The organism is Candidatus Clostridium helianthi (genome assembly GCF_045310795.1).
Classification (GTDB): Bacteria; Bacillota; Clostridia; order Clostridiales; family Clostridiaceae; genus Clostridium; species Clostridium helianthi.
This window is the reverse complement of the sequence record NZ_JBJIAB010000034.1, coordinates 37,798-63,302: the sequence shown is the minus strand read 5'-3', so window position 1 is coordinate 63,302 and position 25,505 is coordinate 37,798. Positions and strand designations below refer to the sequence as shown.

Genomic DNA, 25,505 nt, shown 5'->3' with positions numbered 1-25,505 from the left:
CTATAATCTTATTATAAATAGAAAAACCCTATAGGGTAGACTTTTTTTATAGTGTCTACTCTATAGGGTACATTTTACTCTATAGTTTGTTGCTATTCGCTTTATATTTGAGAAAGTAAAGGCTCTAAATAGTTTATTTTGTGCTGGCTGATTCACAGCAGGTTTTTAAGAATCTAATATATTTATATTGTGCAACCCACCTATAAATATATTAGATTTTTATTTTATATGAATTTATTACCGGTATTTTTTTCTGTAATCAGAAGGTGATATGCCTAAGTTCTTGGCAAAGACCCTACTAAGATAAAATCCGTTATCATATCCGCATTTTGAAGCAATACAATCTAATGTATCTTCGGTTCTGAGCAATAATACTTGAGCTCTTCTTAATCTTAAAGAAGTTATATATTCAATAGGAGTCGTTCCTATACACTTGTGAAATCGTCTAGTAAACTGAACAGAACTAAGTCCTAGCGAAGCTGAAAAATCTTTGATTTTAATTGATTCATAAGCATATTTATTTAAGTACTTTAATGAATAGTTTATAATTTCATCCTGAACAAAGTTCTTTGGGGAGCTGCTATACTGAGTTTCTATATAATATAATTTCATAATATCGCTTATCAATGAGCTTTTCCATTGGTTTAATTCAATATTGTTATTATGGCTATATAATTTTAAATAGTAGTACATATTATTAAGTCTTTTTAAATCTGATACAGATATTTTACCAACTGGAAAAGATGAAGTATCATCTCCACAATTTATTGAAAAGTTTATGAAGTGAAATGTAAGAGTGGTAATTACCTTTCTTTTGAAAATTATTCCAGGGGGACAAATTACAATATCACCAAATTTACCTTTTCCTTTATGAGATTCAACTTCGTAACTGCATTCACCATCTTCAATAGCGTAAAGTACCCAGTTCGAATCTATGTCTTCATCTAATAAAAAATGTTCTTTTTTATCCCAAAAAATATGTTGATTAATATTTACGTTAAGATTATTTAAATCAAACATCAATAAGCCTCCTTTAAGAGCTAAGAAGATTGTGCTATAGAAGAATTATAAGAAAATAGGAGTGGAATGTAAACATTTAAAAAGTAATTAAAGTAATTATATCTGTATTTATATAGATATTTTGAGGGCAGAATATGTGAATGATAGATATTTCTTTTTTTAGGTATTTATATCTTGTGTAAATAATAATTGTTATATTGAATATATGAAATAAAGTATATGCAGATGATATGTTAGTGAATTCAAAAAATCAATGCCTTAATATATTATAAAGATATAATCAGTGTGGGATATGATAGTGATAGGCCTAATTTAAAGCTGATTATTAAAAAATGATACAATGCATTGTAAATATTAAAACACTAAATAGATGTAGACATTAGGATTAATATATCTATAAAGGGAGCTAATTATGAATTACAAAAATGTAAAAAAGGATATAACCGTAATAGGTGGTGGTTTAGCAGGTGTGTGTGCAGCTATTTCTGCTGCTAGAAATGGTAAAAGTGTTTCTTTAGTGCAAAATCGCGGAATTTTAGGCGGAAATTCTAGTAGTGAAATTCGTGTATGGGTATGTGGAGCAACAAAACATGGAGTAAACAGATATGCCAGAGAAACTGGAATTATGGGAGAATTGTTTTTAGAAAATCAGTATCGCAATCCAGATGGAAATCCCTACTTTTGGGACATGCTACTATTAGAAAAGGTAAAAGATGAAAAAAATATTTCTTTATTTTTAAATACAGAAGTGTCCGAAATCGATGTAATTGAAGGAGAACAAGAAAATAAAATAAAATCTGTGACAGGGTGGACAATTGGATCAGAAACTAAGACTAAATTTGAAAGTGAGGTATATCTAGATTGTTCTGGAGATGGATTTATTGGAGCATTAGCTGGTGCTAAATATAATTTAGGAAGAGAATCCAGATATAAATATAATGAATTATTGGCGCCAGAAAAGGAAGATAAAATTTTATTAGGAAGTACTATATTATTTTATACTAAAGATGCTGGACATCCAGTTAAATTTATTCCACCAGATTTTGCAAAAGATATAAGTAAAACCAGTATTCCAAAGAATAGAGTTATAAAATCCAATGACTCAGGTTGCTGCTATTGGTGGATAGAACTAGGCGGAGAAGTTGATATAGTAAAAGACAATGAAATAATAAGAGATGAGTTATGGGCACTAGTATATGGAATATGGGATTATATAAAAAATTCTGGAAATTATGATGCAGACAATCTAACATTAGAGTGGGTTGGGTCAATTCCAGGTAAAAGAGAATATAGGAGATTTATAGGGGATTACGTTTTAAATCAAAATGATATTATTGAACAGACTGAATTTGATGATAGAATAGCTTTTGGTGGTTGGTCAATAGATCTTCATCCTGAGAAAGGAATATATGAGGAAAGCTGTGGCTCGAGAAATATACAAGCTGATGGAATATTTCATATACCGTTTCGTTCCACGTATTCTGTAAACGTATCGAATTTGATGTTTGCTGGAAGGAATATTAGCGCATCACATATAGCTTTTGGAGCAACTAGAGTTATGGCAACTTGCGCTACAATAGGAGAAGCTGTTGGATTAGCTGCAGCAATGTGTGTAGAATACAAAATTATTCCTAGGGATTTATATATGAAGCATATAAAGAAATTACAGCAGATTTTATTAAAGCAAGATGGATCTATTATAGGAATAAAAAATGAGGACATGAAAGATAAGGCTAGATCAGCATCTATTATGGCATCTACATCATTAAAGAAAATTGAAGTAGTAAATTCTAACGATGAATATAGATTGACCACAGATGTAGGAATTTTATTTCCAATAGAAAACAGAGTTGAAGATATAGAAATACTAATTTCTAGTTTAGAACAAACTACTTTGGAAGTAGAACTTTGGGATACAGGCAGAGCAGAAAACTATATTCCTAAAAGTCTTTTGAAGAAGAAAAAAATACAAGTGGAAAAAGGAAGAAATCAATGGGTTAAGAGTGACTTTGCATTAGAATCAGAAGTGGCAAGAAATCTATTTTTGGTTGTAAAGGCTAATGATAAAGTTACAATACATTTATCTTATGAACAATTAACAGGTGTACTTTCATTTACTAAAAAGGCTATAGAAAATACAAATCTTGATGATTATATTGGTATAAATCCAATTGTTGAGTGGTCTATGAAAGAAATGGCTAGAAAAGAATTTTGCTTTAGAATTCATGGTGAAACCAATGCATATTCTCCTAGTAAAATTATAGATGGTTACTCAAGACCTTATGGAGGTCCTCATATGTGGATATCAGAAGATATTAAAGGCACAGATGAGTGGATACAACTTGAATGGGAAAATGATATTGAAATTAAGGAAATTCATATTACATTTAACGATGATGTAAACGAAGATCTTATAAATCTTCATCATCATTACACCGATTTTTCTGTAATGCCTGAATTAGTTAAAGATTATAAGGTTTCCATATGGAAGGATGACAAATGGGAGGTTATTGCATTTAAGAAAAATAATCATAAGCGAAAAGAAATATTTAAAAATATAGGTAAGATTTTAGCAAATAAAATTAGAGTTACCATTGAATCAACAAATGGATGCAGGAAAGCTGAGATAATTGAGGTAAGAGTATACTAAGATATGCTTTAAGAAGGCGTAATTAGAAAATAGCAAGTCAATCTTACAAGCTTATTTTCCGCTATACTGTTTCAGAAAATTATCATAAGGTCAGAGGTAAGCGCAAGCTACTATGTATTATGATTAAAAATAATCATAATATTTTGAAACTGCTATTTTCTTCAATTCGTCTAAATAGAGAATAATTTATTTAAAGATAGGAAGGAATAAAGAATATGAATATAAATAATAATTATAAGACTAATTTGACTGAAGAGAAGCCAACTAGAGTAAGATATTTAGTATTAGCTCTAATATTTATAAATATAGTAATAAACTACATGGATCGTTCAAATATATCTGTAGCAGCATCTCATATGTCTAAAGACTTGAAATTATCAACTGTTCAAATGGGATTGATATTTTCAGCGTTTGGATGGGTATATGCTGCATTGCAAATACCTAGTGGATATTTAGTTGATAAATTTAAACCTCGTGCTGTATATGCATGTAGCTTATTCATATGGTCATTAGCTACATTGCTACAAAGTATTGTAGGTGGATTTGGATCACTTTTAGGTTTACGTTTATCTATAGGATGTTTTGAAGCACCAGTTATGCCTGCAAGTAATAAAGTGGCATCAAGTTGGTTTCCAACAAATGAAAGAGCATCTGCTATTGCAATATACTCTTCAGCTCAATTTGTTGGATTAGCATTTGTGAGCCCATTACTATTTATATTAGAAGATAAGTTTGGTTGGAAATTCTTATTTGTACTTACAGGACTTGTAGGGATAGCATGGTCAATTGTTTGGTATGCCCTATACAGAGATCCAAGTAAAAGTAAACGTATAAATAATGCTGAGCTAAATTATATCAAAGAAGGTGGAGGTATAGTAGAAGATGAGGATATAGATAATTCTACTGCTAAGGAAAAATCTCAGTTCAAGTTTAGTGATTTGAAGATGATGTTTTCTAACCGTAAGCTTATAGGAATATATATTGGTCAATTCACTATATCATCAACATTTTGGTTTTTCTTAACTTGGTTTCCAACATACCTTGTAGAATATAGACATCTAAGTTTTATAAAGTCAGGTTTTGTTTCATCAGTACCATATTTGGCTGCATTTTGTGGTGTTTTAGTTTCAGGTTTTGTATCAGATAAGCTCATAAAAAAAGGAGTTTCTATGGGAGTAGCAAGAAAAACCCCAATAATTATTGGATTATTATTAACAACAACCATAATTGGAGCAAATTTTGTTGATAGCACTCCATTAATAGTAATGTTCATGGCTATAGCATTTTTCGGTAATGGATTAGCAACTATTACTTGGATATTTGTATCATTATTGGCACCTAAAAATTTAGTTGGATTAGCTGGTGGTGTATTTAACTGCACTGGAGCTTTATCATCAATAGTTATTCCAATAGTAATAGGCATTATTGTATCAGGAGGTAATTTTACTCCAGCAATAGCTTTGATAGGTATTTTGGCTTTAATAGGAGCATTATCATATATATTTATTGTAGGAAAAATAGAAGAAAATAAATAGAATTAAATAATTAAGTTTTACATTTAATTTTGGATCAGATAAAAGTTAGTGCTAGTTACCAGCATTAACTTTTATCTTTTATTTTTAGATGGATTTAATTTACATATTTAAAACTTATTTTAAATAAAATAATAGATATAAAATTTTATATTTAGATAAAGTACATGTTATATGAATTTTGAGGAATAATATTCTAGAAGTTATTTAGTACATCATTAAGAAATTTGCAAATACTTTTATTTGCTTTTCTTAGGTGTTTTAGTACGGAGGAGAATATTTATGAAGAAAAAAAACAAAGGATTATCTGCTTGGCAGCTCACAATGATGGCTTTGGGAAGCATAATAGGAGGATCATTTTTTCTTGGCTCAGCGGTAGCTATTAATGCTGCAGGACCATCTGTTTTGATATCCTATATATTGGGAGGAATTTTAGTATACTTTATACTTTATGCTTTATCTGAAATGACTGTTGCAAATCCACATTCAGGATCTTTTAGGACTTTTGCATCAGAAGCTTTTGGGCCTGGAACAGGATTTGTTGTTGGCTGGGTTTACTGGATTGGTATGGTACTTTCAATGTCTAGTGAGGCTACTGCTGTATCAATTTTATTGAATGAATGGATTCCGAATATATCAATAGCTATAGGAGGAACTATAATTATTGTTGGTGTAACTTTGCTTAATCTTTTAGGGGCTGATAAATTAAGTAAGCTCACTAGTGGTCTTTCAGCTATAAAGCTTTTTGCGATAATTTCATTTATAATTATATCTTTTCTACTTGTTACTGGAATAATTCCGGGAAGAACAGCGGTAGGAGCAGGAGAGCTTATGAGAGAGCCTTTTATGTCAAGTGGCATAGGAGGTATTGCAGGAGGAATGCTTATAGTAGTATTTGCTTATGCTGGTTTTGAAATAATAGGGTTAGCAGCCTCAGAAGCTGATAATCCAAGAAAAACAATACCAAAAGCAATTAATTATACAGTTGTAAGTCTTATATCACTCTACATAATTTCTCTTATAGCATTACTTCCTTTAATTCCTACAGCAGATTTAAGCGAAAATATAAGTCCAATGGTTGCGGCTCTTGATAGATTGGGAATTACATGGGCTGGAAATGTAATTAATTTAGTACTTATTACAGCTATACTTTCTGCATCTCTCGCTTCTATGTTTGGGATTGCAAGAATGCTAAGATCACTTGCAGATGAAGGTGATGCACCTAAGTTTTTGAAGGATAAAGGTGATATTCCTTACAAGGCTATAGTATTTTCAGGAATTTCAATGCTTTTGGGATTAGGATTTGGATTACTATTTCCTAGAATATATCTGTTTCTAGTAACGGCAAGTGGATTTTCACTACTTTTTACTTACGCAGTAATTATGGCAACGCATATAAGATTTCGTAAAAGAAATGGATGTCCTCCAGATGGGAAGTGTCAAATGCCTGGATTTCCGTATACATCTTGGATTGGATTAATAAGTATGATTATTGTTATTTTTAGCATGCCTCTTATTTCGGATCAGGCACCAGGACTTATAGTAGGACTGATAATGATAGCTTCATTTTCATCAATTTATATGATAATGAAATATTTTAGGAGTACTGAAAAGAATAAAAATAGTTATGTAAGGGTTAGCAATAAAATGAACCGTTCAAAGTTAATGACAGAATTTTCGGAAGAAGTTGCAGATGACAACGAATCAAAGCGAAATAACAATCAAAAAAACCAATGTAAGAAATGCAGTAAGAAATAGATCAGAATAAAAAAATATATATAAGTTCTAAATAAGATAATCAATTCTTTACAAAATTATTTGAGATAGTATCTAATAGCCTTAAATAAATATTAATGAATTAAATTTTATGGAACATATATATTATATAACTAAAATAATGATATCCTTTAAATGCTTAACTTTGGGATTAAGTATTTGAAGGATATTTTTATTCTAAATTTTTTAATAATACGGATTTATATAATATTAGTTTTATCGTCTACAATAATATTGAAACTTACTTTCTCTGGATTTGCTTATAGAATATTCATATACTCTACTATTAGTTAAATAACCTACATTTTCAATCTGCATTACAACAGACTCATTGGGTAAATCTAATAAATCGCTCTCATATTTATTTAATTTGACAGGACTGACAGTCCTAATACCGTGACTAATTTTATAATCGTATTGAGACTCAATATATGAAAGTAAACTGGATTCACAATCTTCTGTTTTAAGGTTTGGAAATAAGGAATATGGCATGTAAATCTCTTCTGTATGAATAGGATGGGAATCTATATAACGAACTCTTTTTATAAGCCAAACATGAGAATTTACTTCTACCTGCAATAATTTGCTAAGTTCATCAGATGAACTAATAAGTTTAAATTCATTAACATTTGATCTTATATTATCTGAATTGTAATAATCAGAAAGAGATGATAAAAAAAGAATGCTGTTATTATCAAAGTTCAACTGTAAAAGATGATCCGGAAGATGAGGAGAGTATAATCAAAGGAATGACACCCAACCCACTATTAAAGAAAAATGAATGGGGATGGGCTATTGATCCTATAGGTTTTAGAATAGCTTTAAAAGAGATATATGCAAGATATAAAATGCCTATCTTTGTAACTGAAAATGGAATTGGCGTTAGAGAAGAATTGAATGAAAATAAAACAGTAGAGGATGATTATAGAATAGATTATTTGAGAGCACATATAGAGCAAATGAAATTAGCCATGGAAGAAGGAGTTGATGTTATAGGATACCTAACGTGGGGATGTACTGACATTTTAAGTTCACAAGGTGAGATGAAAAAAAGGTATGGATTTATGTTTGTAAATCGTGATGAATCAGATTTGAGAGATTTAAAAAGGTATAAGAAAAAGAGCTTTGAGTGGTTTAAAAATGTAATTTCTACCAATGGAAAACAATTATAAGATAATGATTAAAGTGGAAACTAGAGACATAATATACTAAGAGATTATATGTTGCATTAGTAAATTTACATTTAAAACTTTAATAAGCCAAGCGATAAGTTAAAACTAGAGTACAGAGACCTAATTGTAATATATATTTAATTACTTGATAAATGTTAGAAGGATTTAATAAAAGTTAAGAAAATATAATTTTTATTAAATCCTTTTTCTGAAATAGAGTTATCTAATAAAATTAGTTGCAACTTTAGGTTCACTTTCAGGTAATGAAATACCTGCTTTTTTACCAGCCTCTATGGATTTTAAAAGCCATGCCATATTTTTGCCAAGCATTCTCATTGTCTGCATTCCTTCTAAATCTTGTTTAACTTCTTCAGGAGTATTGCCATGAACCATATTCCAATACTGAGAAGAAACAACTGGCATATTTGAAATAGTAAAATATTTATTTAATTGATCAAAAGCTGAAGCAGCCCCACCTCTACGGCAACTTACAACTGCAGCACCAGGTTTATGTGCAAAGCAATTTCCAGCATAAAAGAATCGGTCTAAAAAAGATGTAATTGAACCTGAAGGAGCAGCGTAATGAACAGGTGAACCGAATATAAATCCATCAGCTTCTTTTGCCTTCTCTAAAGCGATATTTACGATATCATCACTAAATACGCATTTACCTTCACCACTTTTATAGCAGCCACCACAACCAATACAGCCACTAATAGGTTTATTTCCTATTTGAAAGATTTCTGTTTCAATATTTTCTTTTTCTAATTCACCGGCTACTTCACATAAAGCGGTATAGGTACATCCTTTAGCTTTTGGACTACCATTAATAAGTAATACTTTCATTTTCACACCTCACTATTTAATCGAACAAATTTATATAAATTTTTAATAATTCACTATTGGATTGAAGTTTATGTTATGTTTGAATTATTATTTTATTGTGTTTATTTGAATAGTTTGTTTTAAGTCTTTTTCTTTTGTTAGAGGTTCAGTTGGATAACCTAATGCTAATGCAGCTGCTGGTACGAAACCTTCTGGCAAGCTTAATTCTTTTAGAAGATCATTATCACTAGAAAGAGCAAATAGAAAACCTAATAAATAGACACTACCGATTCCTAAATCAGTAGCAGCAAGAGACATGTTTTCAACTATACATGCAGCGTTAGCGACTTCGATAGCTGGAGCTTTTTCATTTGGTTTTCCGGAAACAATTACTAATGTAGGAGCGCCATAAAATGGTTTCATATTTGGATTTCCAAATACTTTTGCAGTAACTGCTGTAATTTTATCTAATAAGTCGGAATTTTGAATAACAGTTAGATGAACTGAGTTATATGCACCCATCCCTACTGGTGCTGCACAGCCAGCATTAATAATAGTATTTAAAGATTCATCACTGATTTGCTCAGATTTATAGCTTCTAGTAGATTTACGCATTGCGATTGCTTTCATTAATTCCATAGTTAAAATCTCCTTTTATAAATTATTATACTTAGTTAAATGAACTTAGTATAATAATTATACCTACTTGTACAATTACGAACAAGTAGGCACAATTTTATTATTAGGTATCATTTTTTATACTAAGTAACAATTTATTAAGGATATTATGTATGTTTATATCATTATTTGGAGCGCTTAACCATTCCTCTGGAATTATAATATGTTTGCAGCTATTAGATTTATTTTTTAAATATGTGTAAATTATTTGAGATTCATCGATTTCTTCTTTTCCAATTTCTATTGGAACATCTCCATTGTTAAAGTAAAATAAAATATTATCTTTAAGAATACTTTTTAATGTTTCTAAATCAAAGTTTTTTAAAGTATATTTTTCACTAAAGAGTATCCTATTTCCTCTAATAAGAAAAAATTTAACTATGTCATTATCTAAATATTCAATCAAAGCAATATTTCTATTCTTTTTAGTAAATTTGATAATTTTAATTTTCTCTAGCAAATAATTTACTGAGCTTATGTAATCCCTATATTTAGCGGCAGTTTCAAAATCAAATTTTTCAGAAGCGCTACTCATTATATGTTCCATTTCCTGGAGAATGATTTTATCATTACCATTAAGAAGATTTATTATTTTATTTAATATATTAAGATACTCTTCTCGTGATGTAGTATCCAAACACATTCCAATACATAATCCTAGAGAGTAATTAAAACAGGATGAAGTTTTTCGCTGATTATTACTGCATTGTATTTTGCAGTATTCTTTAATACCATAAAGCCCTTTTTCAACAATGTTTTTTCTTGAATATGGACCAAAATAAATGTTTCCATCCATTTCATTCGATTCATGAGATATTTCAATATTTGGATATTTTTCGTTAAGAATTATTTTTATGTAAGAATATGACTTTGGATTTTTCATTAGCCTATTATAAGCAGGCTTAATTTTCTTTATTAATTCACATTCAAGCAAAAAGGCCTCAAATTCAGTATCAGTAATTTTATACTCAAAATCCTTGAGATTTTGAACTAACTTAAGAATTTTAGGAGAATGAGATTTAGAATTTATAAAATATGATCCAACTCTACTTTTTAAGTTCTTTGACTTACCAACATAAATAACGTTATTCAGGGAATCCTTCATAAGATATACACCAGGTGAAGAAGGGAGTTTTTTTACTTTTTCTTTTAAATCAATATCCATATTATCTCCTCTAAAAATATATGTTGAGTAAATTATCATTAGTTAAATTAAAAATAAATTATACATATAATTATATTTTATCATCACGCCTGCAAAATTAATAATAATTTATAAAATAAATATTTAAGTTGTATATGAATATAAAAAAATGATATACTTGTTTGCGCAGAGTGCATCAGAAAAAATTATTAGAGTTTCATTATTTCAAGATAAAAAACTTTTACTGTTTGAACGTATGTGAGTTGAAAAATTTTTTATCTTGAAATGATAGAAATTCTTTGCAATTTTTTTTTTAGCAATCGAAGTAAACAAGTATATCATTTTTCTATTAACTAGAATTTTATTATTTCATTAATTTAACAAGGACAGCTTTTTGGGCATGTAATCTATTTTCAGATTCATCAAAAATTGAATCAGCATGTTCTTCCAAAATTTCAGCTGAAATTTCTTCTCCTCTATGAGCAGGAAGACAATGAAGCACCATAGCATTTTTATCAGCAATAGTCATTAATTCTTTATTAACTTGGAATCCTTCAAAGGCTTTAAGTCTCTCATTAGCCTCTTCTTCTCTGCCCATACTAGCCCACACATCAGTAATTATAACATCAGCATCTTTAGCTGCTTCAAGTGGAGATGTAGTAATTGTAAAAGTAACGCCTTCTTTTTCTGCGATCTCTTTAGCTCTATTAAGGTATTTCTTAGATGCAGTATAATTCTCAGGAGATGCAACTGCAAAATTCATGCCGACTTTTAGGCAGCCAATCATTAGAGAATTGGCCATGTTGTTACCATCGCCAATAAAAGCAACTTTTAGACCTTCTAATATATTTTTATTTTCCCTTATCGTCATTAAATCAGCTAGCACTTGACAAGGATGTTCTTCATCTGTTAATCCATTTATAACCGGAATTGATGCATACTTAGCTAATTTTTCAACTTCATCTTGTGAGAAAGTTCTAATCATTATGCCCTGTATAAATCTAGAAAGGACTCTAGCAGTGTCTTCAATTGGCTCACCACGACCAATTTGCATGTCTCTATCAGTCAAAAAAAGTGAATTTCCACCCAACTGATACATGCCAGTCTCAAAAGAAACTCTAGTTCTAGTAGATGATTTTTCAAAAATCATCCCTAAACTCTTACCTTTAAGGTGATGATGTTCTATGCCATGTTTTTGTTCGTATTTTAACTGATCTGCTAAATTTAAAATATCCAGAATTTCTTCTTTAGAAAGATCATCCATTTTTAGTAAGTCTTTTTTCATATATATGCCTCCAAACAATAAGAAAGTGAAAAATGAGCAGTTAAGGGGAAAATTCAAAAGATGCGATAAAGATCATATTCATGCCAAATTAAAATTTAATTAAGGCTAGATAAAATTTCAAGAATAATGTCTATACCAGCTTTTAATTCTTTCTCAGTTATAGTAAGGGGTGGGAGAAGCCTAACAACATCTTTACCGGCTGTAAGCACTAACAATCCCTTTTTTATAGCTTCTTTTTGGACTAGAGCAGGATCACATTTCACCTTTATTCCGATCATTAATCCCATACCGCGTACATCTACAATTTGAGGATTTTTAGCTTCATCTATTAGCTCTCTTACAAATAATCCTCTTTTATATATTTTCTCAAAGTATTGTTCATTACAAATCTCTTCAAGAACAACTAAAGCACCAGAACATACAACAGGATTTGCTCCGAAAGTTGAGCCATGATCACCAGGTTTGAATACATCTGCAACTTTAGAGGAACAAAGTATTCCGCCTATAGGAAGTCCTGCACCAAGACCTTTTGCTACAGAGACTATATCAGCCTCTACATTGAAATTATTATACCCAAACATCTTACCTGTTCTACCTATACCACATTGAACTTCGTCGAATATTACAAGAACATCTTTCTCATTACACGCTTTTACTACTTCTTGAACGAATTTTGTATCAAGTGGGATAACACCACCTTCACCTTGTATTGCTTCAAGCATTATGGCGCAAACATCATCTGTAAGTTTAACTTTAAAGTCTTCTATATCATTTGCTTTTACATAATCAAAACCTTCTGTAAAAGGGTAGAAGTACTTATGAAATTTCTCTTGACCAGTTGCTTTTAGAGTTGTTATTGTTCTACCGTGAAATGATTGAATTAGAGTAAGAATTTTACTTCTTCCAGCACCATATTTGTCGTAACTGTATTTTCTAGCTAGCTTAATTGATCCTTCATTAGCTTCAGCGCCAGAATTAGCAAAAAAGACTTTACTCATGTTGGCTTTTTCAGTTAATTCTTTAGCAAGTTTTAAACTTGGTTCAGTATGAAATATGTTCGATGTATGAGCAAGTGTTTTTAATTGATTACTAGTAGCTTTAACCCATTTTTCATGTCCATATCCTAAGCTGCTGACACCAATTCCACTTGTAAAATCTAAATATTTATTTTCATCTTGGTCATAAAGATAAACACCTTCGCCGTGAGTGAGTATAAGATCTAAACGACCATAGCTATTAACAACGTGTTCTTTTGCTTCGTTAAAATCATATGACATAAAATTGCCCCCTTTAAATTATTCAATAGTTAATAATATCTAGTATAAACTTTAGATCATTAACTATTATTAGAGAAATTTATTTGAAGTTTCTAAAATATTTTAATATTTTGATTAATAAATCATTGTTCCGATACCCTCATTAGAGAATAACTCTAAAAGAATGGAATGAGGTACACGTCCATCAAGGATAGTTGCTTTTTCAACACCCATTCTAATTGCTTCAACGCAACAATCAATTTTAGGAATCATTCCACCTTTTATTATCCCTTCAAGGCATAATTTAGGAATTTGATGTAATCTTAATGTGCTAATTAGAGTAGATATATCTTTTGGATCTTTCATAACTCCTGGAACGTCAGTAAGCAGTATTAATCTTTCAGCTTTTAATGCTGATGCAATTTTTGCTGCGCAAGTATCAGCATTTATATTGTATGCCTTATTATCATCTTCTCCTAAAGCTACGCTACCAACAACAGGTATATATCCTGAACTTATGGTAGTTTTTAATATTTCTGTATTAACCTTAGTTATCTCACCTACATACCCTAAGTCGTTATCAGATTCTATTTTTTTAGCTTTTAAAAGAGAGCCATCCATTCCACATAAGCCAATGGCCTTTCCCCCAAATTTCTCTATTAAAGAAACTAAATTTTTATTTACTTTTCCACCTAAAACCATTTGAACTACTTCAATGGTAATATCATCAGTATATCTTAAGCCGTTAATAAATTCACTTTTGTGATTTAATCTATTTAATAAATCTGAAATATCAGGACCACCACCATGCACTACAATTGGTTCGATTCCAACACATTTCATTAATATAATATCATTTATTACTGTTTCTCTAAGTTCATCACTTATCATTGCATTTCCGCCGTATTTTACCACTATTATTTTTCCACGGTAACGCTGTATATAAGGTAGTGCATGAACTAAGACTTCTGCTCTTTCAGTATGATTCAACAAGTTAATACCCCCAGTCAATTTAGAATGTACAGTTCATAATTAACATATTAAGAACTGTACATCGGAATAAGTTTAAAATATATTTATTTATAATTTAAGATTAACTTCTGTAATCACCATTTATTTTTACATATTCGTAACTTAGGTCACAGCCCCAAACATAAGCATTATAATCACCTAAGGATAAGTTAACTTTAATAACTATTTCATTTTCGCTAAGAACCTTTTTTGCAATATCTTCATTGAAGGGTAAAGAACTACCAGATTCACAAACTTTTATTGAGCCAGCCTTACTTTCAAAGGCAACATCAACTTTTTCGGGATCGAAATCAATATTTGCATATCCAAGTGCACAAAGAATTCTTCCCCAGTTCGCATCGCTACCAAACATTGCAGTCTTTACTAAACTAGAGTTTATTACACTCTTACCTAAAACAACTGCATCTTTTTCATTCTTTGCACCGATTATTTGACATTCTAATAGTTTTGTAGCCCCTTCACCGTCTTTAGCTATATTTTTAGCCATAATTGTATTTAACTCAGTAAGGGCGTTTAAGAAAGTATTGTAACTTTCATCTTTTTCAATTATAGTAGGATTTTCAGCTAAGCCATTAGCTAAAATTAATACCATATCATTAGTACTTGTATCTCCATCAACGCTGACTCTGTTATAAGTTACTCCAACACTAGATTGCAGAGCCTCATGTAGTAATTCTGGAGCAATAGAAAGATCAGTTGTAATGAAAGAAAGCATTGTTCCCATGTTTGGTTCAATCATACCTGAACCTTTTGCCATCGCTCCCATAGTGATTTTCTTATCACCTATATAAAATTCTACAGCTAGTTGCTTTTGAAAAGTATCTGTTGTCATTATAGCTAAAGATGCATCATTAGCACCTTCCTTTGATAACTTTTCAGTAAGCATTGGAATACCGTCTTTAATAGCATCTATATTTAAAGGAACCCCAATTACTCCTGTAGATGCAACTAAAACATCTTCTGCTTTTAAGTTTAGTTTATTAGCTTGCAATGAAGTCATTTTTTTTGCCTTAACTAAACCGTCATCACCATTACAAGTATTTGCATTGCCACTATTTATTATTATTGCTTGTGCTCTTTTGTTTGATAGATGTTCTTTTGTAACGTAAATAGGAGCACCTTTAACTTTATTTTTAGTATACATTCCTGCTGCTGCAGCAGGAACTTCCGAATAAATCAAAGCTAAATCTTTTTTTAAGCTTCCTGGCTTTAATCCACAGTGTACCCCAGAAGCTAAGAAACCATTAGGAGCTGTAACTCCGCCATCTATATATTTTATATCCAAATTTATAACCCCCTTAGTCAATGCACAGTGCTCGATGCACAACGCATAATGCATAATTAATAATTAAATCTGTTAAAGTTTTTAGTATTTAAAAATGATATGAATTAAAAAGCTGGTGCAATTAGATTTAAACCTTCTGCTTCATTAAAACCTAAAATTATATTCATGTTTTGAATTGCTTGTCCGGCAGCACCTTTAATCATGTTATCTATAGTACTAACAATAATAATTTGATCTTCTCTATGATTCAAGTGTAGAGATATATGACAATCGTTTGTTAATCTTACGTTTTTTATTGAAGCTGTATCACCAAGTGGAAGTACATTTACGAAGCGTTCATTTTTATAAAATTCTGTGTATAGTTTGTGAATTTCTTCAAGATTTACTTTATCTCTTGGAATACAGTAAATTGTCGAAACTATTCCTCTATTAATTGGAAGTAGGTGAGGAGTGAATGTTACATTTACTTTATCTTCTGCCATAGCAGATAATGTTTCCTCGATTTCAGGTGTATGTCTATGAGCACCTACTTTATATGGAGCAAAAGTTTCATTTTCTTCTGGAAAGTGAGTATTTAAAGTTAATCCTCTTCCAGCGCCTGTAGTTCCAGATTTAGAATCACAAATAATATTATCTAATTTTATTAATGAATTTTTAAGTAACGGCATTAGCCCTAATTCTATAGTTGTTGGATAACAACCAGGGTTAGCAACTAAAGAACATTCTTTGATCTTATCTCTATTTAATTCTGGAAGTCCATAAACACTATCTGTATGTATTTCAGGTTGTGTGAATTTTTTTCCGTACCACTTTTCATATTCTTCTTCGCTAGATAATCTAAAATCAGCACCCATATCAATGCAGATCTTCTTGTTGTCTAGAGCTTTTTTAGCAATATCTTCACTTAATCCATGAGGTAGGGCGGTGAAGATTACATCACACTTTTCAACAACATCATGTGCAGACTCACAAATTAGATTTGTTTTGCTTAAAAAATTTTTATATATATTGCTAATCTCTTGCCCCTCAAAAGAAACTGAACTTAAAGCTGTAACTTCAACCTTTGGGTGAGATAATAATAATCTTAAAAGTTCAGCGCCTACATATCCTGTGGCACCAATTATTCCGATTTTAACCAATTTTAAATAGCCCCCTTGTTTATTTGATTATTGCAAAATAATATTATTGATTTTTGTATGTTAATTCGTAACTATAGTATTTCAATTGTCTATAAAATTTCGTGTTAGAAATTTCATAGACAATTGAAAGTTTTTATGAAGTAGAACTTGATTCAGATGGGGATTTCCATCTGAATCTTAGTTAAACCTATACCTCAAGGGATATTAATATACACTTAAGGAGTATTTAGTCTAAGACTTAGCAGCCGTTATCTGAGAATGTTACGGCTGCTATTATTACAAGGAAAAAAATATTAAATTTTTTCTTTATAATTACTAGTCTTATTAAACTTCTTTATTTTCTGCTATAAAATTTTTTAATGCTTCAATTTGAATTTTCACTGATTCTGTAGAAGGACCGCCTATAACTTTACGCTCTTCTACGCAAGTAAGTAAATCTATAGCGTGGTAAATATCTTCCTCAAATGTAGGAGAGAAGTTCTTAAATTCTTCCATAGTTAATTCTTCAATCATCTTGTTATCTTTAATACATTGAAGGACTATTTCTCCGACTACTTCATGAGCATTTCTAAATGGCATACCTTTTTTTACTAAGTAGTCAGCTACATCAGTAGCGTTAGTAAATCCAAGACCAGCACCTTTTCTCATATTTTCTTTCTTAACTTTCATTGTTTTAATCATTCCACAGAAAGTTTTAAGTGAAAGAACAACTGTATCTAATCCATCAAATAGAGCTTCTTTATCTTCCTGCATATCTTTATTATAAGCGAGAGGAATTCCTTTCATAACAGTAAGTAAAGTCATAAGGTCTCCATAAACTCTACCAGTCTTACCTCTAACTAGTTCTGCAACATCAGGATTCTTCTTTTGAGGCATAATACTGCTTCCAGTGCTATAACCATCATCAAGTTCGATAAAGCTAAATTCATTAGTACACCAAAGAATTATTTCCTCTGAAAATCTTGATAAATGCATCATTATCATTGAAAGACAAGAAAGTGTTTCAATAGCATAATCTCTATCAGAAACAGAATCTAAACTATTTAGTGTAACCTTTGAAAAACCAAGATCGCGAGCAACAGATTCTCTATCAATAGGGTATGTGGATGTTGCTAGTGCTCCAGATCCAAGTGGCATCTCATCAACACGTTTATAGCAATCAGAAAGTCTTCCTAGATCTCTTTTAAACATTTCAGCATAAGCTAAAAGGTGATGAGCGAATGTAATCGGCTGAGCCTTTTGCATATGAGTATACCCAGGCATTATTGTACCTATGTTTTCATTAGCTTTTTCCAAAAGAACTTCTTCTAAAGCTATGATATCTTGTTGTAATGACTTTATAGCTTTCTTTAAATATAATCTTAAATCTAAAGTTACTTGGTCATTTCTGCTTCTTCCAGTATGAAGCATTTTTCCATATTCACCAATGTAATATGTCAAAGTACCTTCAACAAAACTATGAATGTCTTCAGAAGTTTCATCAATTTCTATAACTCCATTATCCATTCTTTTTAATATTTCTAGAAGACCAGAAGTAATCCTATCACTAGCTTCCTTAGAAATTATATTTTGATTTCCAAGCATGGAAGCATGAGCTAGACTGCCTTCAATATCTTCTCTATACATTCTGCTATCAACATTTATAGAAGAATTAAAATCATTAACTAATTTGTCAGTGCCTTTTTTGAATCGTCCGCCCCAAAGCTTCATTACATTTCCTCTTTCTTAATTTTTTCTTGCATTTTAGCTTTTACAACTGTTGGAAGACCGTATAGATTAATGAATCCAGCAGAGTCCTTTTGATCGTATACTCCATCTTCTCCGAAAGTTGCATATTCTTCACTATATAGTGAGTATGGGCTAGTCATGCCGGCATTGACAATATTTCCTTTGTATAATTTTAATTTTATTTCTCCTGTAACTGTTTCTTGAGTTTTATTAATAAATTCAGTTAATGCTTCTCTAAGAGGAGTAAACCATTGACCGTTATATACTAAATCAGCAAACTTTAAAGCAATTTGCTCTTTATAGTGAGCTGTTTCCTTGTCTAAGCAAAGTTCTTCTAGATCTTTATGTGCTTTATAAAGAATAGTTCCACCTGGAGTTTCATAAACACCTCTTGATTTCATACCAACAAGTCTGTTTTCTACCATGTCAGTTATACCAATAGCATTTTCTCCACCAATTTTGTTTAATTCATCTAGTAATTCAACGCTGTTCATTTTTTTACCATTTAAAGCAACGGCAATTCCGTTTTTAAACGATAATGTTATATAAGTTGCCTCATTTGGAGCTGCCTCTAAAGTTTTGCAAAGTTCTAAAATTTTATCATATTGTGGTTCATTTTCAGGAAATTCTAAATCTAAACCTTCATGGCTTAAATGCCAAATGTTTTTATCTTTGCTGTAATTTGTTTCACGGTTGATTTTTAATGGAACATTTTTAGCCTCTGCATAATCTATTTCATCTTCTCTTGATTTAATATCCCAAATTCTCCATGGAGCAATTATTGGCATTTCTGGAGCAAATGCTTTAACTGCCATTTCAAATCTTACTTGGTCATTTCCTTTACCTGTGCATCCGTGACAAATTGCATCTGCTCCTTCTGCTTTAGCAATTTCAACTAACCTTTTTCCGATTATTGGTCTAGCAAATGAGGTTCCAAGAAGATATTTACCTTCATATATAGCACCAGCTTGAATAGTAGGGAAGATATAATCATCAACGAACTCTTGAGTTAAATCTTCAATATATAATTTTGATGCTCCTGTTTTTATTGCTTTTTCTTCTAATCCATCAAGCTCGTCCTTTTGCCCTACATTTCCGCATACAGCAATTACTTCGCACCCGTAATTTTCTTTAAGCCATGGGATAATAATTGATGTATCTAGTCCTCCTGAATAAGCTAAAACTACTTTGTTATATTTTATCATTTTAAAAGCCCTCCTAAATAATCATATAAAATGCATAAACATACATGCAATGCTATTTTCTCGAATATAATCAATAAATTAATCTAATTTATAATACCTAACTGATGTTTATAATTATACAGTTTTATAAAAGAATAATCAAGTATAAAATGAAAAAATATTCATAAAAATATTAAAAGTATGCATTAAAAAATAAAGTTTATGCAGAAAAACAATAATTTATGCAAATAACACTAGGTTTTATGCATAAATTATTGTGGTGCATAATTCTGCAAATAAAATGAATACTTATATATGCGGAATTTATGTATGATACAATAAAAGTTCGCATGTCAAAGTTCTATTAGAAAATATTCTCGAAACTTGGAGCTTGTAACTTCTTTAGATGATCAGTATTATGCTTTACTAAATGCAGGGATGTATGCGCTTCAGTTGAATCTTTATGAACAAGATATGTAGATAACTTTAAAGCCTCATTTAGCAAATTATCAAATTCTTGATGACTAAGATAAAGAGATGTTAAAACATTATTATCTTGAATAGTATTTAATAATTCAAGAGATTGATAATAGGCATCCTCCATTTTGTCACTCGCAATATTAAGTTCGATATCTTCAGTTTGCATTTCAATTTTATCGCATAAGCTAATGACAGACTTATTTAAAAAATATACGCAGGACATAGTTAGGAGAAACAAAAGTATTGATATTATAGCATTTCTCATTTCGTATCCTCCTTTTCGTATTTATCAAAAAGTTGATATTTAAATTTACCTTCTGTATCATATAAAGCAATAAGAACATGCTTTATTGATTTAATATTGTGCTTTTTAAGTAGATTAGATATCCATTCTTCATCTTTATTCATGGAAGTTAGTGAGTTTTTATTTACTTCACCATCAGAAATTAATACTTTTGGTAATTTTGCTTCAGTGTTTTGAGCAGTATTTCCTGAATTTGATGCATTAGAAGAATTATAATCTGTTGGTAATATAGATATTTGACCATCATTCTCTAAAATTGCATATTGAATTTCATCAAGATTAAAATAATTGGCAAGTCGTAACTCTTCTAGTAACTCATCTATATTTAATTGTTGCTTTTTTAGCGTTGAGTAATTAATTTTCCCTTTATGGACTAATATGCAAGGCTCTCCATCTACGAGCTTTCGGGTATATTGAAATTTCAATCCTATTTGTGTTAAAAGTGTTTTTAAAAATAGCAATGTTATAATTGGTATAATACCTAATAATAATGGCAGCCTTGTGTCTTGCATTGGCAATGATGCTAAGTCTGAAATCATAATAGTTATTACAAATTCATAAGGCTGAAGTTCTCCTATTTGCCTTTTTCCCATTAACCTCATGGTTAATACAACCAACAAATATAAAATAGCAGTTCTGATTGATACTACAAACATTAAAAAATCACCTCGAAAATAATATTTGCAAAAATAAAATTAATATACACACCTAAAGAAAAAGCAGCTATGCACTTATAAAAAGAGTAGCTGTGCTACAATACGGAACTTTTCTGCAATTAAGATCAGTTCACCATAGAAAAAAGCAGCTATGCTGCAATTAAGATCAGTTCACCATATAAAAAAGTAGTTATGTTAAATAAGAACATTTCATGGTAAGTTTGGAATGTCTATTTTATTTTATAGACTTAATAAAAAAGTTTATCTTTTTTGGAAATAGTGTATATAATATATTTGAAATGATTATTATGGTACCCAAATATTTGAATACAATTAGAATAAGAGACTTTGCAGAGACGGAAAGCTTAATTTTCAAATTGTGAAATTAAAATCTAAAGGGATAATCAAATTATATAAAGAAAGGTTTGAATAGTATGGAGTATAGAGGGATTGAATTTAAAGATAAGAAAATTAAAGCTAAAAAAGGACTGACTTTTTATGAGTTAATTATGGATACTTACAAAGATAGGGTTAAAGATATAGCTATATGCAAACTAAATGGAAGATATTGCGAATTAACTGAAGTAATAGAGGATGATGGGGAAGTAGAATTAATAGGTTTTGATACAGAACTAGGAATGAAAATATTCACAAGAACTTTACAGTTTATATTTATAAAGGTAGCATTGGATTTATTTCCAGAATCAAAGATAACAATAGACCATGCTATAAGTAAGGCAGTATATGGAGAAGTTCATAAGGAAAATCCATTAAGTAAAGGTGAAATTGATAAGATAAAGGTTAAAATGCAAGAAATAATAGATAGAAATGTGCCAATTAAGAGTATGAGAACATCAAAAGAAGAAGCTATTAAGATTTTTGAAGGATATAAGATGGACGATAAAGTTAAGCTTTTAAAGTATTGTGATATAAAGCATGTTCATCTTTATGAGCTTGAAGGAAGGTACGATTATTTTTATGGTCCTATGGGATATTCAACAGGCATCATAAATAAATTTGATGTATTTAAGTATGAATCAGGATTCATTTTACAGAGACCAGAAGAGACTAATCTAAGTGAATTAGCTGAATTTAGAGAAGAGAAGAGCTTAACAAAAATTTTCATAGAGACTCAAAGATGGCTAAACATTTTAGGAATCGAAGATGTTGGGACTCTAAATGAAAAAGTGCTTAACAATGAATTAAGAAATATAATTATGGTTTCAGAGGGGCTTCATGAAAAGAAAATAGCTAATATAGCTGATGATGTTTTAGATAGAAAAGATGTAAAGATTATACTTATCGCTGGCCCATCATCCTCAGGAAAAACTACTTTTGCGAATAGGTTAAGTATACAATTGAGAGTGAATGGATTAATACCTATGCCATTGTCTTTGGATAACTATTTTGTAAATAGAGAAGAAACGCCGAAAGATGAGAATGGAGATTATAACTATGAATCCATTGATGCATTGGATTTAAGTTTGTTGAATGATAATTTGGAAAGGTTAATGAGTGGAGAGGAAGTGGATCTTCCTACTTATAATTTTAAAACTGGGAAAAAAGAATGGAATGACTATAAAGTTAAATTACCTAAAAATGGAGTTTTAATACTTGAGGGGATACATGGTTTAAATCCAAATTTAATTTCAAGCAATTTAAATAGGAATGTATTTAAAATCTATATATCAGCATTGACACAGCTAAATATAGATAATCATAATAGAATTTCTACAACAGATGTAAGAAAGGTGAGAAGAATAGTTAGAGATTCACTATCAAGAGGATATAAGGCGGAAGAAACTTTGAAAATGTGGAAATCTATAAAGAAAGGAGAAAAAAATAATATATTTGTTTATCAAGAAGGTGCGGATGTAGCGTTTAATTCTACATTGGTTTATGAACTTGGAGTCTTAAAGCCATATGCATTAAAAGAGTTAGATGAAATAACAGAAGAAAGTTCAGTTTATTCAGAAGCTATAAGGTTAAAGTCGTTTTTGAATTTTTTCAAAGAGATTAATGTTGATGAAGTGCCAAAGAATTCTCTTTTAAGAGAATTTATTGGAGGATCAGCTTTTTATGAATATTAAATTAAGTATGTTATTTCACTAATATTATTATATAGAACTATAGATAAATTTGAACATTTATCTATAGTTCTTGTGTTCTTAAGATAAATTTATAATAGATAAAATATTAACAATGTTTGATTGTAAAAATAAGGATTAAAAGAAGAAAATAAGAAACAATAATTAGATATGAAATAAGATGCATTGGCAGTCAAGTAATTAAGAATGAATGAGCAAATAATATGCATTGATTTTAATTGTTATATTATTAACTAAGCTTGACACTATAAAGTAAATATGTGATACTAAATCTAACAAGAAAACAATTACATTGCAGTTCTGAAAAAATTTTAGAAATGTAGGCTATAGAGAAATAGAGAATAAAGCCACATAAAACTAAGTTTACTTAGGAAATCTTATGATTACCAAGTAAATTTAAAACTTATGTTTTAAACAGTTAGAAATATATGATTGTTTAAAATGTAAGGAGTTTTATGTGGCTATACTTATGGCCAAAATTACTGGATGTACATTGATTTAAAACTTTTAAATTAAATTAGTCATACTAAAATAAATTATGAATATTATGTAATGTGTTGTTTTCTAGTAATATTAACCGTTCTAAAATGTTAAAAAACAAACAAGTATTGTGAAGTAGAAGGGAGATAATGTTATGACAATTTTTTTCGCAGAATTAGTAGGTACTTTATTACTTATTCTATTAGGTGATGGTGTTGTAGCCAATGTCGTATTAAAAAAATCAGGTGGATCAGGAGCAGGATTAATAGTAATTGCAATAGGATGGGCTTTTGCGGTAGGAATTCCAGCATTGATTTTTGGAAGTTATAGTGGGGCTCATTTTAATCCAGCATTAACAATTGCGTTAGCAGTAATAGGTAAAGTAGCATGGGCTCAAGTTCCGATTTATTTAGCTGGACAATGTATTGGTGCATTTTTAGGAGCAGTTTTGGTATTTATTGTTTATAATGATCAATTTAAAGCTACTGAAGATAAAGGAAGCAAACTTGGTGTATTTTGTACAGGCCCTCAAGTAAAGAATACTTCAATTAATTTTATAACTGAGCTTGTAGGAACATTTGTACTAGTTTATGCAATTTTAGGAATGGGAGATCAAAATCTATCAAATGGAATGGGAACATTGTTTGTAGCATTTTTAATTTTGGCTATTGGTGTAAGTTTAGGAGGCCCAACAGGATATGCAATTAATCCAGCAAGAGATTTAATGCCAAGAATCGCACATGCAGTATTACCTATACCTGATAAGGGAGATTCTAATTGGGGATATGCATGGATTCCTGTTGTTGCCCCAATTGTAGGAGGAACTTTAGCTGCATTATTTTATGTAATGTTACATGGAATATTATAAAAGTTAATTAATAGTTAGAATTGACAGAGACAAACAACTATGTAATACTAAGAATAAAAAAGAAAACAATTACATGGGAGGGCCAATGAATATAAAAGAGTTATTAGAAGAAAATCCAATTATAGCAGCAGTAAAAAATGAAGAACAATTAAATCAGGCGTTAGATTCAGAAGCTCAAGTTATATTTGTTTTATTTGGAGATGTAATGAATATTAAAGAGATAAGTGAAATTATAACATCTAGAAATAAAATAGGAATAATCCATATAGATTTGGTTGAAGGATTTACGAATAAGGAAATTGTTGTAAAGTATATTAAAGAAGAAACTAAATTTAGTGGAATAATAAGTACAAAGCCACAAGTTGTAAAACTAGCAAAAAAGTATAATTTATTAGGAGTTCAAAGGGTTTTTATATTTGATACACTTTCTTTAAACAATGTAAAAAGCCATATGATTTCTGAATGCGATGCAATAGAGGTACTTCCAGGAATAATTCCAAAGGTAATTGAAATCATTTCAAAGTATTCTAGCAAACCAGTTGTTGCTGGGGGGCTAATTGAAACTAAGGAAGAGGTAATGCAGGCATTAAATTCAGGAGCAACATGCGTATCTACAACTAAAAAAGAAATTTGGAATATGTAGGCTGAAGAGAATTAGAGAATAAAGCCACATAAAACTGAATTTACTTGGGAAACACTTAATGGACTGAGTAAATTTAAAATTTGTACGAGGCAGTAAAAATAAATATTATTGCTTCTGTATAAATGGATGTTTTATGTGGCTTTAATTGCCGCTAAAATTACGTCTAGAACACTAACTCAATTTTTTTAGGTCAACTATTTGTTAAATTCATTTCCTAAAATATAAATAATAAATTTAACCTTTTCTAGGTAAATATTAGA

Annotated in this window: 21 protein-coding genes; 7 read left to right on the top strand and 14 right to left on the bottom strand. The window is 30.2% G+C overall.

Going from position 1 to position 25,505, the window contains the following annotated elements; genetic code table 11:
- Positions 1 to 237: 237 nt before the first annotated feature.
- On the bottom strand, positions 238 to 1,020 hold the full coding sequence (locus tag ACJDTP_RS20630; protein WP_271811138.1) for a helix-turn-helix domain-containing protein: 783 nt from the start codon (positions 1,018 to 1,020) through the stop codon (positions 238 to 240).
- A 412-nt stretch (positions 1,021 to 1,432) separates the two neighbouring features.
- Here ACJDTP_RS20630 and ACJDTP_RS20625 point away from each other — a divergent pair, with 412 nt between their 5' ends.
- The 3 genes from ACJDTP_RS20625 (at position 1,433) to ACJDTP_RS20615 (ending at position 6,960) form a co-directional block, all read left to right on the top strand.
- The gene (locus tag ACJDTP_RS20625; RefSeq protein WP_406762292.1) at positions 1,433 to 3,670 is read left to right on the top strand and encodes an FAD-dependent oxidoreductase; all 2,238 of its coding nucleotides are present in this window, start codon (positions 1,433 to 1,435) and stop codon (positions 3,668 to 3,670) included.
- A 215-nt stretch (positions 3,671 to 3,885) separates the two neighbouring features.
- Positions 3,886 to 5,205, top strand: a complete 1,320-nt coding sequence (locus tag ACJDTP_RS20620) for an MFS transporter (protein WP_406762291.1) — start codon at positions 3,886 to 3,888, stop codon at positions 5,203 to 5,205.
- Between the two features lie 279 nt (positions 5,206 to 5,484).
- The gene (locus ACJDTP_RS20615; RefSeq protein ID WP_406762290.1) at positions 5,485 to 6,960 is read left to right on the top strand and encodes an amino acid permease; all 1,476 of its coding nucleotides are present in this window, start codon (positions 5,485 to 5,487) and stop codon (positions 6,958 to 6,960) included.
- A gap of 234 nt (positions 6,961 to 7,194) precedes the next feature.
- On the opposite strand, the gene ACJDTP_RS20610 is transcribed toward ACJDTP_RS20615, so the two are convergent.
- Positions 7,195 to 7,683: a UTRA domain-containing protein gene (locus ACJDTP_RS20610; protein ID WP_406762289.1), complete on the bottom strand. Its 489-nt coding sequence runs from the start codon at positions 7,681 to 7,683 to the stop codon at positions 7,195 to 7,197.
- A gap of 44 nt (positions 7,684 to 7,727) precedes the next feature.
- Here ACJDTP_RS20610 and ACJDTP_RS20605 point away from each other — a divergent pair, with 44 nt between their 5' ends.
- Positions 7,728 to 8,150 carry a family 1 glycosylhydrolase gene (locus tag ACJDTP_RS20605; protein ID WP_406762288.1) on the top strand — a complete coding sequence of 141 codons (423 nt, stop codon included), beginning with the start codon at positions 7,728 to 7,730 and terminating at the stop codon, positions 8,148 to 8,150.
- A 219-nt stretch (positions 8,151 to 8,369) separates the two neighbouring features.
- Here ACJDTP_RS20605 and ACJDTP_RS20600 read toward each other — a convergent pair whose 3' ends face one another.
- The 12 genes from ACJDTP_RS20600 to ACJDTP_RS20545 all read right to left on the bottom strand — a co-directional run bounded on the left by ACJDTP_RS20600 (position 8,370) and on the right by ACJDTP_RS20545 (position 21,146).
- Positions 8,370 to 8,996 carry a flavodoxin family protein gene (locus tag ACJDTP_RS20600; RefSeq protein ID WP_406762287.1) on the bottom strand — a complete coding sequence of 209 codons (627 nt, stop codon included), beginning with the start codon at positions 8,994 to 8,996 and terminating at the stop codon, positions 8,370 to 8,372.
- A gap of 87 nt (positions 8,997 to 9,083) precedes the next feature.
- The gene (locus ACJDTP_RS20595; RefSeq protein ID WP_103697918.1) at positions 9,084 to 9,614 is read right to left on the bottom strand and encodes a nitroreductase family protein; all 531 of its coding nucleotides are present in this window, start codon (positions 9,612 to 9,614) and stop codon (positions 9,084 to 9,086) included.
- A gap of 103 nt (positions 9,615 to 9,717) precedes the next feature.
- A complete protein-coding gene (locus ACJDTP_RS20590; protein WP_406762293.1) occupies positions 9,718 to 10,812 on the bottom strand; it encodes a GIY-YIG nuclease family protein in 1,095 nt (364 codons plus the stop codon).
- 349 nt (positions 10,813 to 11,161) lie between these two features.
- The gene (argF, locus tag ACJDTP_RS20585; protein ID WP_406762286.1) at positions 11,162 to 12,082 is read right to left on the bottom strand and encodes an ornithine carbamoyltransferase; all 921 of its coding nucleotides are present in this window, start codon (positions 12,080 to 12,082) and stop codon (positions 11,162 to 11,164) included.
- A 95-nt stretch (positions 12,083 to 12,177) separates the two neighbouring features.
- Positions 12,178 to 13,359 (bottom strand): aspartate aminotransferase family protein, encoded by a 1,182-nt coding sequence (locus ACJDTP_RS20580; RefSeq protein WP_406762285.1) that lies wholly within the window; start codon positions 13,357 to 13,359, stop codon positions 12,178 to 12,180.
- Positions 13,360 to 13,473: 114 nt separating this feature from the next.
- Positions 13,474 to 14,331 carry an acetylglutamate kinase gene (gene argB / locus ACJDTP_RS20575; RefSeq protein WP_017211161.1) on the bottom strand — a complete coding sequence of 286 codons (858 nt, stop codon included), beginning with the start codon at positions 14,329 to 14,331 and terminating at the stop codon, positions 13,474 to 13,476.
- A gap of 100 nt (positions 14,332 to 14,431) precedes the next feature.
- Positions 14,432 to 15,655, bottom strand: a complete 1,224-nt coding sequence (argJ, locus tag ACJDTP_RS20570; RefSeq protein WP_406762284.1) for a bifunctional glutamate N-acetyltransferase/amino-acid acetyltransferase ArgJ — start codon at positions 15,653 to 15,655, stop codon at positions 14,432 to 14,434.
- Between the two features lie 104 nt (positions 15,656 to 15,759).
- Positions 15,760 to 16,794, bottom strand: coding sequence for an N-acetyl-gamma-glutamyl-phosphate reductase (gene argC, locus ACJDTP_RS20565; RefSeq protein ID WP_406762283.1), 1,035 nt, complete (start codon positions 16,792 to 16,794; stop codon positions 15,760 to 15,762).
- 324 nt (positions 16,795 to 17,118) lie between these two features.
- Entirely contained in the window at positions 17,119 to 18,504 is a 1,386-nt protein-coding gene (argH, locus tag ACJDTP_RS20560) for an argininosuccinate lyase (RefSeq protein WP_077843319.1), read from the bottom strand.
- Positions 18,504 to 19,727, bottom strand: a complete 1,224-nt coding sequence (locus tag ACJDTP_RS20555) for an argininosuccinate synthase (RefSeq protein ID WP_077838346.1) — start codon at positions 19,725 to 19,727, stop codon at positions 18,504 to 18,506. The genes argH and ACJDTP_RS20555 overlap by 1 nt, the downstream gene beginning before the upstream one ends.
- A 343-nt stretch (positions 19,728 to 20,070) precedes the next feature.
- On the bottom strand, positions 20,071 to 20,451 hold the full coding sequence (locus ACJDTP_RS20550; protein WP_077843318.1) for a DUF4363 family protein: 381 nt from the start codon (positions 20,449 to 20,451) through the stop codon (positions 20,071 to 20,073).
- Entirely contained in the window at positions 20,448 to 21,146 is a 699-nt protein-coding gene (locus tag ACJDTP_RS20545; protein ID WP_077843317.1) for a DUF421 domain-containing protein, read from the bottom strand. The genes ACJDTP_RS20550 and ACJDTP_RS20545 overlap by 4 nt, the downstream gene beginning before the upstream one ends.
- Positions 21,147 to 21,580: 434 nt before the next feature.
- On the opposite strand from ACJDTP_RS20545, the gene ACJDTP_RS20540 reads away from it, so the two are divergent.
- The 3 genes from ACJDTP_RS20540 to ACJDTP_RS20530 all read left to right on the top strand — a co-directional run bounded on the left by ACJDTP_RS20540 (position 21,581) and on the right by ACJDTP_RS20530 (position 25,245).
- Entirely contained in the window at positions 21,581 to 23,236 is a 1,656-nt protein-coding gene (locus tag ACJDTP_RS20540; protein ID WP_406762282.1) for a nucleoside kinase, read from the top strand.
- Between the two features lie 652 nt (positions 23,237 to 23,888).
- The gene (locus ACJDTP_RS20535) at positions 23,889 to 24,602 is read left to right on the top strand and encodes an MIP/aquaporin family protein (protein WP_017211153.1); all 714 of its coding nucleotides are present in this window, start codon (positions 23,889 to 23,891) and stop codon (positions 24,600 to 24,602) included.
- An 85-nt stretch (positions 24,603 to 24,687) separates the two neighbouring features.
- Positions 24,688 to 25,245 carry a glycerol-3-phosphate responsive antiterminator gene (locus ACJDTP_RS20530; protein ID WP_017211152.1) on the top strand — a complete coding sequence of 186 codons (558 nt, stop codon included), beginning with the start codon at positions 24,688 to 24,690 and terminating at the stop codon, positions 25,243 to 25,245.
- Positions 25,246 to 25,505 lie beyond the last annotated feature (260 nt).

Excerpts from the sequence above, each read along its gene's own strand:
- ACJDTP_RS20630 (WP_271811138.1), bottom strand. The coding sequence starts at position 1,020 with ATGTTTGATTTAAATAATCTTAACGTAAATATTAATCAACATATTTTT.
- ACJDTP_RS20625 (WP_406762292.1), top strand. The coding sequence starts at position 1,433 with ATGAATTACAAAAATGTAAAAAAGGATATAACCGTAATAGGTGGTGGT.
- ACJDTP_RS20620 (WP_406762291.1), top strand. The coding sequence starts at position 3,886 with ATGAATATAAATAATAATTATAAGACTAATTTGACTGAAGAGAAGCCA.
- ACJDTP_RS20615 (WP_406762290.1), top strand. The coding sequence starts at position 5,485 with ATGAAGAAAAAAAACAAAGGATTATCTGCTTGGCAGCTCACAATGATG.
- ACJDTP_RS20605 (WP_406762288.1), top strand. The coding sequence starts at position 7,728 with ATGACACCCAACCCACTATTAAAGAAAAATGAATGGGGATGGGCTATT.
- ACJDTP_RS20600 (WP_406762287.1), bottom strand. The coding sequence starts at position 8,996 with ATGAAAGTATTACTTATTAATGGTAGTCCAAAAGCTAAAGGATGTACC.
- ACJDTP_RS20595 (WP_103697918.1), bottom strand. The coding sequence starts at position 9,614 with ATGGAATTAATGAAAGCAATCGCAATGCGTAAATCTACTAGAAGCTAT.
- argF (WP_406762286.1), bottom strand. The coding sequence starts at position 12,082 with ATGAAAAAAGACTTACTAAAAATGGATGATCTTTCTAAAGAAGAAATT.
- ACJDTP_RS20580 (WP_406762285.1), bottom strand. The coding sequence starts at position 13,359 with ATGTCATATGATTTTAACGAAGCAAAAGAACACGTTGTTAATAGCTAT.
- argH (WP_077843319.1), bottom strand. The coding sequence starts at position 18,504 with ATGAAGCTTTGGGGCGGACGATTCAAAAAAGGCACTGACAAATTAGTT.
- ACJDTP_RS20555 (WP_077838346.1), bottom strand. The coding sequence starts at position 19,727 with ATGATAAAATATAACAAAGTAGTTTTAGCTTATTCAGGAGGACTAGAT.
- ACJDTP_RS20550 (WP_077843318.1), bottom strand. The coding sequence starts at position 20,451 with ATGAGAAATGCTATAATATCAATACTTTTGTTTCTCCTAACTATGTCC.
- ACJDTP_RS20545 (WP_077843317.1), bottom strand. The coding sequence starts at position 21,146 with ATGTTTGTAGTATCAATCAGAACTGCTATTTTATATTTGTTGGTTGTA.
- ACJDTP_RS20540 (WP_406762282.1), top strand. The coding sequence starts at position 21,581 with ATGGAGTATAGAGGGATTGAATTTAAAGATAAGAAAATTAAAGCTAAA.
- ACJDTP_RS20535 (WP_017211153.1), top strand. The coding sequence starts at position 23,889 with ATGACAATTTTTTTCGCAGAATTAGTAGGTACTTTATTACTTATTCTA.
- ACJDTP_RS20530 (WP_017211152.1), top strand. The coding sequence starts at position 24,688 with ATGAATATAAAAGAGTTATTAGAAGAAAATCCAATTATAGCAGCAGTA.